We start from the raw sequence: 14,215 nt of genomic DNA, 5'->3' as shown, positions 1-14,215 counted from the left end.
CATGCTCCTTCGGATTGCCCGGTGGCGGCTGGCCGTGTTCGCCGTGACCGTGTCGCTCGCGCTGCTCCTGGGAGTGCTCCGGGAGACGACCGACGACCGCCTGGTCTGGAACCTCGCCACCCTCGTGCCCCTGCTCCTGGCCCTCGTCCTCGTCGTGTCCTCGTTGACCCTCAGCAACCGCCGGCAGCAGTCCTGGCTGGAGGCCCGCCCGGCGGTGCCCGAACTCTCCACCCCTGCCAACCCGGTGCTGATCCTGGTCGCGGCGGGCCAGACGCTGCTGCTCACCGGCTACGTCACGAATCTCCTCCTCGACCCCGGCCGCGACGCCGTGATGCTGATCCTCGCCGTCCTCGGCATCGCCGCGGGTGTGCTGGTGTGGACCGTCGCGATCGGCGGGTTCGGCGTGCGGTTACGCCCCAGCGGCATCGTCGACCGGCAGCCGTTCGGCAGTCTCTTCATCCCCTGGGAGGCGCTGGCCGCGGACCGCCCGATCGACGGCTGGACCACGCGCGACGTCACCCTGTCCGTGACCCACCCCGACCTGGTACGCCGGACCGGCCTCCGCCGGGGCGGCCCGATCAGGCTTCCCGCCGCCAGTGTCCGGCCGGAGCTGCTGGCCCTCGCCGTCACCGACTACGCCACCCGTCCCGACCGCCGGTCCCTGATCGGATTGGAGCCCTATCAAGCCTCGTGAAGCGGGCTGCCCGGAGCCAGCTCCGTAGCCAGGCGGTCCCACTCCTCGCGGCCGCCGGACAGGAGCCAGGCGCGGGTCTCCGCCTCGGTGCGGTCGAGGGCGTTGATCTCGTCGGCCAGACGCTGACCGAGGAAGCCGATGTCGTGGCCGTGGTACGCCATCCGCTCCTCGTAGGCGCGGACCGCCCACTCGCTGCGCGCCACCACCCACTGCGGGTGCACGGTGGGCGCCAGCACGACGACGTCCGGAACGGCGTTCTCGGCCAGGGCCGCGGTCAGGCGGTCGTGGCCGTCGAGGACCAGCAGCGCGTTGAGACCGCTCACCCACCACAGCAGGACCGGCGGCAGGACACCCTCGCGATGCTGCCGCCGAAAAGCCCTCACCCGGTCCGCGTCCGGCGCGCTCAGGCGGCGCAGCGGCAGGATGTCGCGGGCGTCCTCCTCGGGATCGCCGTAGCCGAACCACGTGATGTGGCCCAGATCCCGGTCGACGTCGTAGAGCCTCGTCCAGTACTTCGCGACGGACCACCGGGGCATTCCCCACGCGAGGGTCCAGTCGCCGTCGTGCAGCGGGCCCTCGCCGGCGTCCCGCAGCCAGGAGGCGAACTGGTGCGTCCAGCGCTCGCCCCGAATCTCGCGCGCCTGGGCGGCGGTGATGTGCGGCAGCGGAGACGTGAACCGGTTGGTGCGGAAGAAGTGGACACCGCGGTGCTGAGCCCGCTGGCGCCCGAGAAGGACGACACGGCCGGACTGCCGGATCAGCAGCCGGCGCCCGCCGGTCACCTCGACACGCAGAGCGGGCAGCTTCGGCTGGGAGGTCTCGAATCGCACCGGCGATGATGCTACACAGGGTGCCATGAAGGATCTGGACCTGCGCGGCTCGACGGGCGTGCAGGTCGGTGACAACACGCGGATGCATCTGCATGTCCGCGGTGACCGGCCGGCCTGGTGGACGCGGTCGGCGTACATCGAGCAGGTTCGCGACATCGCCCCGGTGACGCTTCAGGACCGGGAGGCCGAGCTGGCTGAGCTGGCCGCGTTCTGCGCCGGGGAGGACGGCTGCCTGTGGTTGCGGGCCGGGCCGTGGGCCGGGAAGTCGGCGCTGCTCTCGACGTTCGTGCTGAACCCGCCGGCCGGGACCGAGGTGGTGTCGTTCTTCGTCACGGCGCGGCTGGCGGCGCAGTCGGACAGCGTCGCGTTCACCGAGTCGCTGCTGGACCAGCTCGCGGCCATCGTGGGGCAGAGCGTGCCCGGCCATCTCGGGCCGGCGATGCGGGACGCGCACCGGCGAGCGCTGCTGCGGGCGGCCGCCGAGAAGCTGCGCGACGAGGGCAGGCGCCTGGTGCTCGTGGTGGACGGCCTCGACGAGGACCGCGGCGCCCGGCCCGGCTCGGGCCTGTCCAGTGTGGCGTCGCTGCTGCCCCGGTTCGACCACGGCACCGGGCTGCGGGTGGTGGTGGCGAGCCGGCCGTACCCGGAGCTGCCGGAGGACGTGCCGGACGACCATCCACTGCGGGCCGGCTGTGTGATCCGGGTGCTGGAGCCGTCCCGGCACGCGACCGAGGCGGGGGTGCTGGCGGGACGGGAACTGCAACATCTGCTCCACGGCGACCAGCTCGGCCAGGACATCCTCGGACTGATCACGGCCTGCGGTGGCGCCCTGAGTCTGGCCGACCTCGAGGAGTTGACGGGCGTTCCGCCGTACCGTCTCGAAGGTCTTCTTCATGGGATCTTCGGCCGAACGGTGATCAGTCGCGGACAGGGAGACTTCCTGTTCGCCCACGAGACGCTGCGGGTGACCGCGACGCGCAAGTTCGGCGCCGGCCTGGTTGCCCATCGGGACCGGCTGCACGCCTGGGCCGGCGGCTACCGTGCGCGCGGCTGGCCGGAGGCGACGCCGCGCTACCTGCTCGGCGCCTACCCGCGCATGCTGGCCGCGAACGGGGACGCCGAGCGACTCCGCGACCTCGCCGTCGACCGCGCCCGGCACGACCGGATGCTGACCCGTTTCGGCGGGGAGGCGGACGCCTACACCGAGATCGAGCTCAGCGAGAACCTGTTCCTCGACCGGCCGGAGATCGGTGAGCAGGCGCTGTACGAGCTGGCGGTGCTCTCCCGTTACCGCAACAGCCTCGAGGCGCGGAACCGGGATCTGCCGGAGTCGCTGCCGGCGGTCTGGGCGTTGCTGGGTGAGTATGACCGGGCTGAGGCGATCGCGCGCAGCATTCCCGAGCCGGGCACGGCGGTGCAGGCGCTGATGGGTCTGGCGGAAGTGCTGTCCGGCTCGCGGGAGGCGGCGCGTGCCGAGCGGATGGTGGCCGAGGCTCGCGTGATGGCCGACGAGTACGCCATGGATGAGACAGGACAGGCGCGGACAGCCCTCGCGCTGGGGTCCCCGGACGCCGAGTCTCTGATCCGGGGCCTTGGCAACCGAGATGTCCGCGGTTGGATGCTGGCACGGCTCGCCCTCGCCTTTGCGGCCCGCGGCGCGGCGGAACTTGCTCAGGCGCTCGCCGGGGAAGCCGAGCAGGAAGCCGTCACGGGCGCCGCCGTCAGTGTGCGGATCCGGACGCTGACCACTCTGGCCGAGGCCGCCGTCGCGCTCGGCGAACCGGACCGCGCGCGGCGGCTGGCCGTCGACGCCGGCGCGCTGATCGGCACGGCAGAGAACCTCTATCTGCAGGCTGTCGGGACGTCCCACCTGGTCGCCGCCCTGGCCGCCATCGGCGAAGTCGATCAAGCGGAACAGCGGGCCCGGAGCATCGCGCCGGCGCGTCCCCGGGCGAGCGCCCTCGCAAAGGTCGCGCGGGCGGCGGCCGACCGCGACGATCCGGTACGCGCCCGGCGCCTCGCCGCCGACGCGGAGGTGGCCGCTCGCAGCGCCACGTCCGTCCATCTCCAGGTGTTCCGGCTGACCAGCCTCGCCGAGAGCATGGCCGAGGCCGGCGAGGACGCCCTCGCCCGCCGGCTGATCGACCGCGCCGAGCAACTCGCCGGCGCCGACGACCGGCACGAACTCGTCCGGCCGCTCCTCATGATCGGGGAACTCGACCGGGCCGAACGCCTCCTCCACGCGCTCGGTGGCCGCCTGCGGAAGGTGACAGCCGCACTCGCCCTGGTGGACGCGCGGGTTGCGGCCGGCGATCCGGAACGGGCACGTCAGCTGGCGGAGGCGGCAGAGGGATTCGCCGCGGCCGTCACCGAGCCGGGACCTGATCTGCTGGCGCTGATCCACGTCGCGGAGGCCTTCGCGGCGGTCGGCGAGAACGCCCGGGCACAGCGGTTGATCGACGACGTGGTGCTCGCCCTGCCGGAACTCGCCGACGACGGCTGGGCGGCCGAGGTCTCCACCACCCTGGCCTGCACGATGGCCGAGTTCGGGGAGCCGGAGAGGGCGGAGGAGTTCGCGTACGGGCTCACCGACCCGGGCGCCCGCTCCTGGGTGCTGGCCGACCTGGCCGGCAACCGCGCCTACAGCGGGGACACGGAACGCGCGGACCGGCTCGTCGCCGACGCCCACCGGCTCGCGGCCGACGTCGAGGTCCGTTACCTCCAGGCCCTGATCCAGTCCCGCCTGGTCGTCCCGATCGCCGCCTGCGGCGACCTGCCGAGGGCCCTCGACATCGCCTTCAGCATCGCCGATCCCGCACTGCGCGCCAGCGCACTCTGTGTACTCGCGCCGCTGTGCGAACCGGCGGACGCCGCCCGGCTGATCGGAGAGGCGTTCGCCGCCGGCTCGTGGACGGGGCCGGTGTCCGCGCTGGCCACCTTCTACCCCTCGACAGCGATCCGGATCGCCGAGGAGGCACTCACCCTCCCGTGACGACAGCTCGGTCGCCCGTGCCGCTCTGTCCTTGATCTTTCAGTCACCGGGTGGTGATCGGGTTCGTTGGCGGGCCATGACGGAACTGGCTGAACTGCTCCTCAAAGTTACTAAACGACTGCGGAAAGGAAAGGCTTCGCCGGCGTTTGTGCTTGCGGCTGTGGCGGCTGCGTTCGCGCTCGCGTTCGTGACGGCGGGCGGGACGGGGTCGTCGGACGCGGGGGAGACACCGCCGAGGGAACTCGGTGGGATCGCGGTGGGGAGTCACTGCAAGCGGCTGGGGTTCGACGGTCAGGAGGTCGGCGCCGAGAAGATCTATTGTCAGTCGCCCGTTGACCTGAAGGCCGCGTGCAAGCGTGAGTGGGCGACCGCCGTCGACATCAAGATCGAGAACGGTCCCTATTCCGGGCGGTGTGTGGACGCCGCCGGGGTCGATGTCGGTGACATCAGCGACATGCTCGGGCACTGCCGGGAGACGCTCAAGGGCGTGCGGCCCGAGCAGATCCTGGCGGAGCCGGTGCCCGGTGAAAGGTGGCACTGCCGTCTGCTGCTCGATCTCAAGGCGGTCTGCGCGGGCCAGCACAACGTCGAGGCGGTGAAGGCGGCGAACGTGAACGGGACCTGGCGCTGTTACGGCACCGAGGACTAGCGACCCCCAAACCTACGTGTGTGGATTTCGGCCCCGCTCCGCACCCGAAGTCCACACGCAAGCTTTAGGCTCGTCGGCTGTGAACGGTGAGGTTGTGGCCGCGTTGGAGGGGATCCGGTCGTGGCGGGCGCGCCGGCGGCGCGAGGCGTATGACGAACTGGTTGATCTGCTGGTCATGCAGGGCACGCGGGCGCCGGAGGCGATACCGGCGGCGGGCGGTCTCATCGAGGTGGTGGCGGACACCGGTCAGGCGGACCGGTCGGCGGCGTGTCAGGTGCTGTCGATGATCGCGATCGGCGACGAGGAGTACTGGCTGACCGAGGCGGTCGACATCGGCGCGCTGCGTGCCGAGGTGGCCCGTCAGGCCGGGTTGAGCGTCGAGGATCTGGAACGCGAGCAGGAGGCGTGGGTCGAGGCCGCCGGCGACGAGGAGGAACGTGCCGCCCGGGAGCACCGGGCGTTGTTCGCCGACGTCGAGGAGGACCGGGAGCAACTCGCCGTCGACCTCGCCGCGTACGACGCCGTGCGGGCCGGTGTGCCCGTCTATCTGGAGGCGCTCACCGGCCCGGAGACCGCGGTGCGGCTCTACGCCGCGCACCTGCTGTCGTGGTTCCCGGAGGAGAGCGCCCGCATCGTGCCGGCACTGACGCGGGTGATCGCCGGGGACCCCGACCCGATCGTCGCCGCCACGGCGTGCGTGGCGGCGGCGCTGTGCGCGCCGCGGCGCGGGGAACCCGACCGTGCCCTGGTCGCCGCGCTGGCCACCCGCCTCGACAGCGAGAACCTGGCCGAGCGCTGGTCGGCGCTGATCGGTTCGGCGATCGCCGGCGCACCGGTGGACACCGAGGAACTGGCCCGCTGCCGGGACGAAGCCGCCGGGCGGGTGCCGCACTGGCCCTTCCTCGACGGTGACATCGGGGCGATGGCGGGGCTGGCCTACGACGCGGTGATCTCGCGGCAGAGCGACAGCAGCCGCTCGTCCTCGGTGACCTCGGCCGGCGACAGCCCGTAACCGCTGACGTTGTGCCGGATCGTCGCCTCCAGTTCGGCGCGCGCGAACCGGGTGCCGTACGCCGCGTTGCCGCTGCGCAGCCACACCCCGGCGATGCGGGGCCGCAGCTGCGGCTCGGCCTCCCAGACGCGGCCGAGGGTGCGGGCGGCCTCCTTGCTGCCCGCCACCCGCCACAGAGCGTCGGCCGTGGCGACCAGGACCGCGGCGCCGGCGCGGCGGTTCATGCGTTTGAGCAGGCGGCGTTCGAGGCTCGCGACGCGGATGCCGAGTTCGCCGAGGCCGTCGATGGCCGCGACCGCGTGCTCGGCCGTGGCGCGCCGGTCGTCGAAGTAGCGGTCGTAGACCTCGGCGGCAGCTGCGGCGTCACCGGCCACCGCCCAGATCGCGTGGGCCGCGGCGAGCTCCAGCGCCGGGTTTCCGATGGTCAGCGCCTCGCGGATGTCGGGGATCCGGGCGGACGCGGCTCGGCCCGAGCGGGTCAGCAGATCCAGGCCGGCCACGCTGACCGGCACGCCGGCGAGGTGGTCGCCCGCCTCGTTCGGCGCGACGGCGGTCAACGCGAACAGGAGCGCGTACCCGTACATCTGAAAATCGGAACGCAGTCGGCGCCGCAACGTCCTGCTCAGCCCCCGCCCTCCCATGCCGTATCCGGCGATCAGCCGGTGCAGATCCGTGGTCTCCGGCGCCTCGTCCAGCAGGCGCTCCAGCGCCGGGAGAACCCGGGGGTCGCGCAACTCGGCGAGCATCCGGACCGCCGGGCCCAGCGAACCGTCCTCGAGAAGCCAGGCGAGATGGCCGTTCTGCCGGGCACGCTGCCGGACTCGCATCTCGGTGCGTGACAGGGCCACCCACACCGCGTCGGCGGCCGGCCGCCCGATCTCGCCGATGTCGCCGAGCAGGCGCAACGCCGCCGCCCGCACCCGCGCGTCCCGGTCCTGCAGCAGCTCGGCGGCCCGCAGCACCAGCGGCCGATAGTGACCGCGCAGCCGCTGCATCAGCGGACGGCCCTCCAGCAGGGCGTCGTGCCAGGCCTCCGGCGTCTCCAGCGCCAGCATCCGCTGGAGGAGATCCAGCTGGGGCCGGGTGTCGTTGCGGTATCCGGCGCGCACCGCACCCACCACCCGGCGGAACCCCGGCGTCCGCGGCTCGGTCTGCCACCCCGCCAGCAGCGGCGCGACCACGTCGTCGACCGGCGGCGCGGGTTCGAGACCGGTGCCGTCGCGGTAGGCCTCCAGCAGCGTCTCCGAAGCCGTGTCCGGGTCGAACGGCGGTGGATCGCCCAGCGTCATCAGCTCGGTGAGCGCGGTGATGCGTACCCGCAGGTCGGCGTCGCTGTCGGCGACCCAGGCCAGCCAGATCTTCGTGGGTTCCAGGCCGCTGCCGACCGCTCCGACGATCACCGCGCTGCACATCAGCGTCAGCCGGACGCCCGGGTCCGGCTCGTCGACGTAGCGTTCCCAGAGCAGTTCGGCCAGCTCCGGCGTCAGCCGCGAGAGGGCGCGCACGGTGTAGGCGGCGGCGTCGCGTACGCCTGGGTCCCCGTCGGCGAGGAGTTCCGCAGCGCCGAGGTGTTCGGCGAGGAGCTGTTTGGCGCGCAGCGTCTCACCGGCGTGATACCAGGTCCGGTCGGCTCCGGCGAGGTCGCCGATCAGGCGGAGGACACCGGCGCGATCGTGCCGCGCCGGGTCGGCGACCAGGTCCAGCAGCGTGGGCAGGGCGGCGACGACCCACGGCCGCACGTCCACGCCGTCGGGCGCGATCCGGCAGAGATCACGCGAGGCGGAGGGGTCGCCGCCGGCCAGGCGATCAAGAAGACGGGGTACGGCGGACCCGTACTCAAACGACGCCCAGTCGACAAGGTGCGCGGCGGCGGTCTCCGTCATGCCGTAGATCATGGGGTGCCCCGGCGCTGATCGCCAGCAGGGGAGCCCCGGTCTACCTAAAAGGTGTTGTGCTGGATGTTGCCGTCGCCGACCTGCACACCTTTCGCGTTCTCGAGGGTCACCTGGTATTTCCCGGGCAGCGACCCCTGGTCCTTCATCGCGTCCAGCAGCGCCGTCGCCAGCTCCACGATCCGCGGGTCGGTGTCCGCCCCGGCCTGCTGCAGGTGCTTGGCCAGCGGCTTCTCATAGGTGTCCGGGTCGTCGGCGTGCTCGGCCAGCACGACCTCGGCGGCGGGTTTGCCGGAGAACTTCTTCGCCACCGCCGTCTTGAGGGCGGTGTAGGCGTCCTTGACCGCTGTCGCCGCGGTGTCCCCGGCGCCGGCGAGGGCACCTGCCGCGAGCGCGCTGACCACGAGAGTGACCGGTTCCATGGCTCCTCACTGTAGTTGGTCGCGGCGCCGTGTCAGGTATGCGATCTCGGCCGTGTTTCCCGCCAGGTCGATGGCCCGGTCGTACGCCGCCCGCGCCTGCGCGCCCCGTCCCAACCGGCGCAGCAGGTCAGCGCGGGTGGCGTGGTACGCGTGATAGCGCTCGAGCCGGTCGCCGAGCCGGTCGACGTCGGCCAGCGCCACCTCGGGCCCGTCCATCTCGGCGACGGCGACGGCCCGGTTGAGCGCCACGATCGGGGACGGGTCGACGTGGACCAGCTGGTTGTAGAGGGCGACGATCTGCGACCAGTCGGTGTCGCGTACGTCCCGGGCGTCGGTGTGCACGGCGTTGACGGCCGCGAGGATCTGGTAGCGGCCCGGCGCGACACCGGTGGCCAGGCGCTCGCGGACCAGCCGGTGGCCCTCGGCGATCAACCCGGTGTCCCAGGCGCCGCGGTCCTGCTCGCCGAGCGGTACGAGTTCGCCGGTCGACGAGACACGGGCGGTCCGGCGCGCCTCGGTGAGCAGCATCAGCGCCAGGAGCCCGGCGACCTCACCGTCCGCGGGCATCAGCGTGCGGATCAGGCGGGTGAGCCGGATCGCCTCGGCGGTGAGGTCGTGGCGTACCGGATCGGTGTCCGGCCCGGTCGCCAGGTAACCCTCGTTGAAGACCAGGAACAGCACCGCGAGCACGCCGTCCAGCCGGGCCGGCAGATCCTCGGCCGACGGCACCCGGTACGGGATCCCCGCCGTCTTGATCTTGGCTTTGGCGCGGGTGATCCGCTGTCCCATGGCCGTCTCCGGCACCAGGAATGCGCGGGCGATCTCCGGCATCGTCAGGCCGCCGACCATCCGCAACGTCAGCGCCATCCGGGTCTCCATCGCCAGCGCCGGATGACAGCAGGTGAAGATCAGCCGGAGCCGCTCGTCCTCGATGGCGCCGAGAGGCTCAGGCGGGGTGTCGTCGTGCAGCATCCGAGCCTCCTTCTGCTTGTCGTCGCGCTTGCTCTCCCGCCGGATCCGGTCGATCGCCTTGTTGTTGGCGGTGGTCGTCAGCCACGCGCCGGGGTTCGGCGGCACACCGTCGGCGGGCCAGCGCTCGACAGCGGTCGCGAACGCCTCGGCGGCGGCCTCCTCGGCGATGTCGAGGTCACCGAACCGCCGGGTGAGCACGGCGACCATCCGGGCCCACTCCGCGCGGTGGGCCCGGGTGACTTCTGTTGCCGCGTCGATGCTCATCCGGCTCATCCGGCCAGGAAGGGGCGCACCTCGACCTTGCGGTTGCACGCTCTCGATCCCTCGGAGGCGAGTCTGAGCGCCACGTCGAGGTCGGCTGCCTCGATGATCCAGAAGCCGGCCAGGAACTCCTTCGTCTCCACGAACGGCCCGTCGGTGAGAACCGGCGCCGCGCCCCGGTTGTCGACGAGAGTGGCCGTGTCCGGCCCGCCGAGCCCGCCGGCGAAGACCCAGTGGCCCTCCGCCTGGAGCCGCTCGTTGAACGCGTCGATCGTGACCGCCTCCTCCGGCGTGCCCGAGTTGGCCCGGTCGTGGATCACGGAAAACAGGTACTGCATGATCATCTCCTTCAGGTGGTCTCACCCCTGCTACGAACGGCGCGGCCCCGATCCGACACATCCTCGTCGAGGTAATGGACCCCGGTCATCTCCTGTGCCGCCGCCCAGAGCCGCGTGCCGATCGCGGGATCGGCGGCGTCCCGGCTGAGCCGTGCCTCGGCGACCCGCCCCCGCGTCTCCCACAGACCGGCCGGGCCGAAGAACTGCCCGCCCCGCACGTCCGGGTCGGTGGCGGCGCGCAACTGCGGCAGCGCGCCCTGTTCCACCGGCTGGGTGGCGACCAGTCCCGCGCGCGCGATCATCCGCCCGAGCCTGCCACGGTGCTCCCAGGCGCGCGGGGTCAGATTGGTCCGCGTCAGCCCCGGATGCGCCAGCGTGCTGACGATCGGCGATCCGGCGGCACGCAGGCGCCGGTCCAGCTCGACCCCGAACACCGTGGTGGCGAGCTTGGACCGCCCGTAGGCCGTGGTCGCCCGATAGCCGCGCTCGAACATCAGGTCGTCGAAGTCCAGGTGCGCGCTCTTGTGAGTGATCGAGCTGAGGCTGACCACCCGCGCCGCCCGCGCCGCCGCCAGCTGCGGGAGGAGTAGCCCGGTCAGCGCGAAGTGCCCCAGCATGTTCGTCGCGAACTGCAGCTCGTACCCGTCGGCGGACGTGCGGCGCGGCCCGAGCAGCACCACGCCGGCGTTGTTCACCAGCAGGTCGACCACCGGGTGATCGGCGGCCAGCCTCGCCGCGAACCGCCGCACCGAACCCAGTGACGCCAGATCCAGCTCGCGAACCTCGACCGCGCCGGCGGTCCGGCGGGCGGCCTGCTCGCGAACCTCGACCGCGCCGGCGATTTGGCGGGCGGCCTGCTCGCCGGCCTCGACGTTGCGCACGGCCAGCACCACGTGGGCCCCGTGCCGGGCGAGTTCGGTGGCGGTAACCCGGCCGAGGCCCGAGTTCGCGCCGGTCACGACTGCGATCCGGCCGCGCTGGCCGGGAATGTGGTCGGCGGTCCATCCGGTCATCTGCTGCTCCTGGAAGAGTCGGTCCGTGGACCGCTGACGCTAGGAGCGACGGGCGCGAACTCGGTCGTTCCCGGTTGCCTAGGTCCCGCGGACCTACCATCGCCGGTCCGGGCCGTCGCACACTTGCGGCATGAGCAGCCCGCATCCGTACGCTCAAGAGCTCGGCGCGTTCCTGCGCGCCCGGCGTGCCCGGTTGCGTCCGCACGACGTGGGTCTGGAGCCGGGCGGCCGCCGGAAGGTCACCGGTCTGCGGCGCGAGGAGCTGGCTCTGCTGGCCGGGCTGAGCACCGACTACTACCAGCGGATGGAGCAGGGCCGCGAGGTCCGCCCGTCCGACGACGTCCTGGACGCGCTGGCCGGCGCCCTCTGCCTCGACGACGAGGAACGCCGCCACCTGTTCACGCTCGCCCACGCCGCCCGCCGGCCAGCACCCACCCGGGCGCGTCGTGGCCCGGAGCGGGTTCCGGACAGCACACGCCGTCTGCTGCGGGTGATGGACACCCCGGCGGTCGTCCTCGGCCGGCACCTCGACCTGCTCGACTGGAACCCGATGGCGGTGGCCCTGCTGGGCGACCCGGAGGGCTACCCGGCGGACCGGCTCAACATGCTGCTGCTGCTCTTCGACGACGCCCGGACCGGCGGCCGGACCTGCCCCGACTGGGAGCAGCAGGCCCTGGACTACATCGGCATGCTGCGCACCGCGGTGGCCGCCGACCCCACCCACCCCCGCGCCACCGCGATCGTCGGCGAGCTGAGCATCCGCAGCGCCGAGTTCCGCCGGCTGTGGTCCCGGCACGACGTCCGGGAGTCGGTCAGTGGGGCCAAGACGTTCCGTGTCCCCGAGGTGGGCGACATCGTCCTGGACTGGGACACGTACCCCTTGCCGGGCAACCCCGGCCCGGTGATGCTGGTCTTCACCGCCGAGCCCGGCAGCCCGGACGCGGACCGCCTGCGGCTGCTGGCGTCGCTGCACGCGTCGCGCGTCAGGCGCTGACGGCGTCCTCGGCGGCCTGGACGAACGCGCGGATCAGGGAGGTCTCGGACGCGTTGCGCCACACCGGTGCGTACCGCATGAGCGGCGCGTCGGTGATCGGCACGAAGGCGATGTCGTGGCGCAGCCGCGTGGCGGCCGCGTCGGCGCCGATGGGGGAGATCACGTCGCCGGTGCTGATGGCGCTGAAGGCCTCGGCGAGCGTGGTGACGGTCGCGCCGGGCTTCACGGGCCGCCCGGACGGTGTGACCGCCGGGGTGTGCGCCTGCCACACGTAGTCGGGGATGGGCCCGTCCGGTTGGATGACCGGATGGTCGCCGAGGACCTCCATCGTGACCTGAGCGCGGCCGGCGAGGGGATGGCCGGGTGCGACGGCCAGGACCCGCGACTCGGTGAAGAGCTCCGGGCCCACGGCGAGGTCGGGTTCGCGGACCGGCAGCCAGAGCACCGCGACGTCGACACGGCCGGACCGCAGCCCGGCGAACGGGTCGGTGGGGAGGACCTCGCGCATGCGCAGCTCGCACCGGGGGTGCCGCTGGCGGAACAGGTCGAGGGCGGCCGCGAGGTGCTGTGCCTGGGTGTCGAACGTGCCGACGGTGAGCGTCCCCGACTGCCCGCGGGCCGCCGCGGTGGCCTCCTCGATGCCCGCCAGGATCTCGCCGTAGCCCGCGGCGAGCCGCTCCCGCAGTCGCGCGCCGAGCGGGGTGAGGCGCACGCTGCGGCTGGTCCGCTCGAACAGGGCACCGCCGATGCGGCGTTCCTGCTGCTTGACCGACTGGCTGACCCGGGCCTGGGACACGTGCAGGCGTTCGGCCGTACGCCCGAAGTGCAGTTCCTCGGCGAGCGCCAGAAAGATCTCGATGTCGCGCAGTTCCACCGACCCCACCTCTCACCCGGATCGATAACCAAGGGCTAATCGGTCGGCACAATCTTTCACATTGTTCGGCACCGATGGCCGGGCGATCGTGATCATCATGAGTGAAGCCCTGGTCGAGATCGTGGCGGCACCGGATCATTCCGGCCTGCCGCGATGGCGCGCCGTGGCGTCGTGCGGCTCGGTGACCGGGACCGCGGAGTTGGGGCCGGGCGCCGAGCTCGACCTTCATGTCGAGCCCGCCTGGCGGCGACTCGGCATCGGGTCCCGGCTGCTGGCCGCCGTCCGGGCCGGGAACCGGGGATCCGGCCTGCACACGGACATAGTCGAGGACTCGCCCGGTGAGGCGTTCTGCCTGCGCCACGGCTTCCGCCTCGCCGGACAGGGGCGGCGCGAGCTGCTGACGTACTGCGACGTCCATCAGGCCTGGCTCGGTGAGCTGGTCGACGCGGAACACCCGGGTTACCGGCTGTCCCTCTGGACCGGTGATCTGGACGGCCTCCGGGTCGAGGACCTGCTCCGCACCCCGAGCCGGCCGGGCAGCACGGTCCTGATCGCGGCGGACGCGGACGGTGACCTGGCGGCCTGGGCGATGGCGGTCGCCGGTGCGCGGCCGGTGACCCGCGCCCGTCAGTACGGCCCGGCCGTCCTCCCCGGCCACCGGGGGCGGCGGCTCGGCCTCTGGGTGAACGCGGCGCTGATCCGCCGTCTGCACGAGCTCCACCCGCACGTCACCGAGATCGAGGCCGTGGCGGGCGAGGGCGACGCCGTGCGCCGGCACCTCGGCTTCCACCCGCTCCGGCGCTACGAGCTCCTCCCGTGAGGAGCCGCAACGTGTGGCTGCTCGCCGCCGGCCCACTGTTCACCCGGCGGGCGGTATCGCGAGCGGTGCGACTTCGACCCCGTTCATCCGCTCGGCCCACCCGTATCACCTGGTCACGGCCCCGGACACAACACCACCGGCAGCGCCGAGCCCGGCGTTGCCACTAGAAAAGGGAGAATTGGAATGACAAATCCGGCAATTGCGGCGACCGGCCTGCACAAGTCCTATGGGGACAAAGTGGTACTCAATGGCGTGGATCTGTTCGTGCCGGAAGGGTCGATCTTTGCTCTGCTGGGTCCGAACGGTGCGGGTAAGACGACGGCGGTCAAGATTTTGTCGACGTTGATCTCGGCTGGTCCGGAGTCGGGCCGGGTCGAGGTGGCCGGGCACGATCTGGCCACGAGCCCGCAGAAGGTGCGGGGTGCGATCGGGGTGACCGGTCAGTTCTCGGC

At 72.4% G+C, this 14,215-nt stretch carries 14 protein-coding genes; 7 read left to right on the top strand and 7 right to left on the bottom strand.

All coding sequences use genetic code 11. From position 1 onward, the window contains the following. Position 1 precedes the first annotated feature (1 nt). Entirely contained in the window at positions 2 to 694 is a 693-nt protein-coding gene (locus tag AB0M02_RS39235) for a hypothetical protein (RefSeq protein ID WP_364236777.1), read from the top strand. On the opposite strand, the gene AB0M02_RS39230 is transcribed toward AB0M02_RS39235, so the two are convergent. Continuing rightward, complete coding sequence (locus AB0M02_RS39230; protein WP_364236775.1) at positions 682 to 1,524, bottom strand: hypothetical protein; 843 nt, start codon at positions 1,522 to 1,524, stop codon at positions 682 to 684. The genes AB0M02_RS39235 and AB0M02_RS39230 overlap by 13 nt on opposite strands. A gap of 25 nt (positions 1,525 to 1,549) precedes the next feature. Between AB0M02_RS39230 and AB0M02_RS39225 the strand changes: the two genes are divergently transcribed. The 3 genes from AB0M02_RS39225 (at position 1,550) to AB0M02_RS39215 (ending at position 6,177) form a co-directional block, all read left to right on the top strand. Further along, entirely contained in the window at positions 1,550 to 4,516 is a 2,967-nt protein-coding gene (locus tag AB0M02_RS39225) for a hypothetical protein (RefSeq protein ID WP_364236773.1), read from the top strand. A gap of 160 nt (positions 4,517 to 4,676) precedes the next feature. Next, positions 4,677 to 5,165: a hypothetical protein gene (locus tag AB0M02_RS39220; RefSeq protein WP_364236771.1), complete on the top strand. Its 489-nt coding sequence runs from the start codon at positions 4,677 to 4,679 to the stop codon at positions 5,163 to 5,165. A 79-nt stretch (positions 5,166 to 5,244) separates the two neighbouring features. Next, positions 5,245 to 6,177, top strand: coding sequence for a hypothetical protein (locus AB0M02_RS39215; protein WP_364236770.1), 933 nt, complete (start codon positions 5,245 to 5,247; stop codon positions 6,175 to 6,177). On the opposite strand, the gene AB0M02_RS39210 is transcribed toward AB0M02_RS39215, so the two are convergent. The 5 genes from AB0M02_RS39210 to AB0M02_RS39190 are packed head-to-tail and all read right to left on the bottom strand — an operon-like array spanning position 6,102 to position 11,075. Further along, positions 6,102 to 8,060 (bottom strand): hypothetical protein, encoded by a 1,959-nt coding sequence (locus AB0M02_RS39210; RefSeq protein WP_364236768.1) that lies wholly within the window; start codon positions 8,058 to 8,060, stop codon positions 6,102 to 6,104. The two genes, AB0M02_RS39215 and AB0M02_RS39210, sit on opposite strands and share 76 nt — an antisense overlap. A gap of 56 nt (positions 8,061 to 8,116) precedes the next feature. Then, on the bottom strand, positions 8,117 to 8,491 hold the full coding sequence (locus AB0M02_RS39205; RefSeq protein WP_364236765.1) for a hypothetical protein: 375 nt from the start codon (positions 8,489 to 8,491) through the stop codon (positions 8,117 to 8,119). 6 nt (positions 8,492 to 8,497) lie between these two features. Continuing rightward, positions 8,498 to 9,727, bottom strand: a complete 1,230-nt coding sequence (locus AB0M02_RS39200) for an RNA polymerase sigma factor (RefSeq protein WP_364236764.1) — start codon at positions 9,725 to 9,727, stop codon at positions 8,498 to 8,500. Positions 9,728 to 9,732: 5 nt separating this feature from the next. Then, positions 9,733 to 10,062 carry a YciI family protein gene (locus AB0M02_RS39195; protein WP_364236761.1) on the bottom strand — a complete coding sequence of 110 codons (330 nt, stop codon included), beginning with the start codon at positions 10,060 to 10,062 and terminating at the stop codon, positions 9,733 to 9,735. Positions 10,063 to 10,073: 11 nt separating this feature from the next. Beyond that, positions 10,074 to 11,075 (bottom strand): oxidoreductase, encoded by a 1,002-nt coding sequence (locus tag AB0M02_RS39190; RefSeq protein ID WP_364236758.1) that lies wholly within the window; start codon positions 11,073 to 11,075, stop codon positions 10,074 to 10,076. 130 nt (positions 11,076 to 11,205) lie between these two features. Here AB0M02_RS39190 and AB0M02_RS39185 point away from each other — a divergent pair, with 130 nt between their 5' ends. Next, positions 11,206 to 12,069, top strand: coding sequence for a helix-turn-helix transcriptional regulator (locus AB0M02_RS39185; RefSeq protein ID WP_364236755.1), 864 nt, complete (start codon positions 11,206 to 11,208; stop codon positions 12,067 to 12,069). Here AB0M02_RS39185 and AB0M02_RS39180 read toward each other — a convergent pair. Then, a complete protein-coding gene (locus AB0M02_RS39180) occupies positions 12,059 to 12,943 on the bottom strand; it encodes a LysR family transcriptional regulator (RefSeq protein WP_364236754.1) in 885 nt (294 codons plus the stop codon). The two genes, AB0M02_RS39185 and AB0M02_RS39180, sit on opposite strands and share 11 nt — an antisense overlap. A gap of 97 nt (positions 12,944 to 13,040) precedes the next feature. Between AB0M02_RS39180 and AB0M02_RS39175 the strand changes: the two genes are divergently transcribed. Together AB0M02_RS39175 and AB0M02_RS39170 are read left to right on the top strand one after the other, a co-directional pair. Further along, complete coding sequence (locus AB0M02_RS39175; protein ID WP_364236751.1) at positions 13,041 to 13,763, top strand: GNAT family N-acetyltransferase; 723 nt, start codon at positions 13,041 to 13,043, stop codon at positions 13,761 to 13,763. Between the two features lie 183 nt (positions 13,764 to 13,946). Next, positions 13,947 to 14,215 (top strand): ATP-binding cassette domain-containing protein (locus tag AB0M02_RS39170; RefSeq protein WP_364236748.1); only part of this gene is annotated, 269 nt, incomplete at its 3' end.

It is taken from the genome of Actinoplanes sp. NPDC051861, from assembly GCF_040681145.1.
Classification (GTDB): domain Bacteria; phylum Actinomycetota; class Actinomycetes; order Mycobacteriales; family Micromonosporaceae; genus Actinoplanes.
Note: the sequence above shows the minus strand (reverse complement) of the source record. Positions and strands in the feature narration are given on the sequence as shown.

Excerpts from the sequence above, each read along its gene's own strand:
- AB0M02_RS39200 (WP_364236764.1), bottom strand. The coding sequence starts at position 9,727 with ATGAGCATCGACGCGGCAACAGAAGTCACCCGGGCCCACCGCGCGGAG.
- AB0M02_RS39235 (WP_364236777.1), top strand. The coding sequence starts at position 2 with ATGCTCCTTCGGATTGCCCGGTGGCGGCTGGCCGTGTTCGCCGTGACC.
- AB0M02_RS39195 (WP_364236761.1), bottom strand. The coding sequence starts at position 10,062 with ATGCAGTACCTGTTTTCCGTGATCCACGACCGGGCCAACTCGGGCACG.
- AB0M02_RS39185 (WP_364236755.1), top strand. The coding sequence starts at position 11,206 with ATGAGCAGCCCGCATCCGTACGCTCAAGAGCTCGGCGCGTTCCTGCGC.
- AB0M02_RS39190 (WP_364236758.1), bottom strand. The coding sequence starts at position 11,075 with ATGACCGGATGGACCGCCGACCACATTCCCGGCCAGCGCGGCCGGATC.
- AB0M02_RS39205 (WP_364236765.1), bottom strand. The coding sequence starts at position 8,491 with ATGGAACCGGTCACTCTCGTGGTCAGCGCGCTCGCGGCAGGTGCCCTC.
- AB0M02_RS39225 (WP_364236773.1), top strand. The coding sequence starts at position 1,550 with ATGAAGGATCTGGACCTGCGCGGCTCGACGGGCGTGCAGGTCGGTGAC.
- AB0M02_RS39210 (WP_364236768.1), bottom strand. The coding sequence starts at position 8,060 with ATGACGGAGACCGCCGCCGCGCACCTTGTCGACTGGGCGTCGTTTGAG.
- AB0M02_RS39175 (WP_364236751.1), top strand. The coding sequence starts at position 13,041 with ATGAGTGAAGCCCTGGTCGAGATCGTGGCGGCACCGGATCATTCCGGC.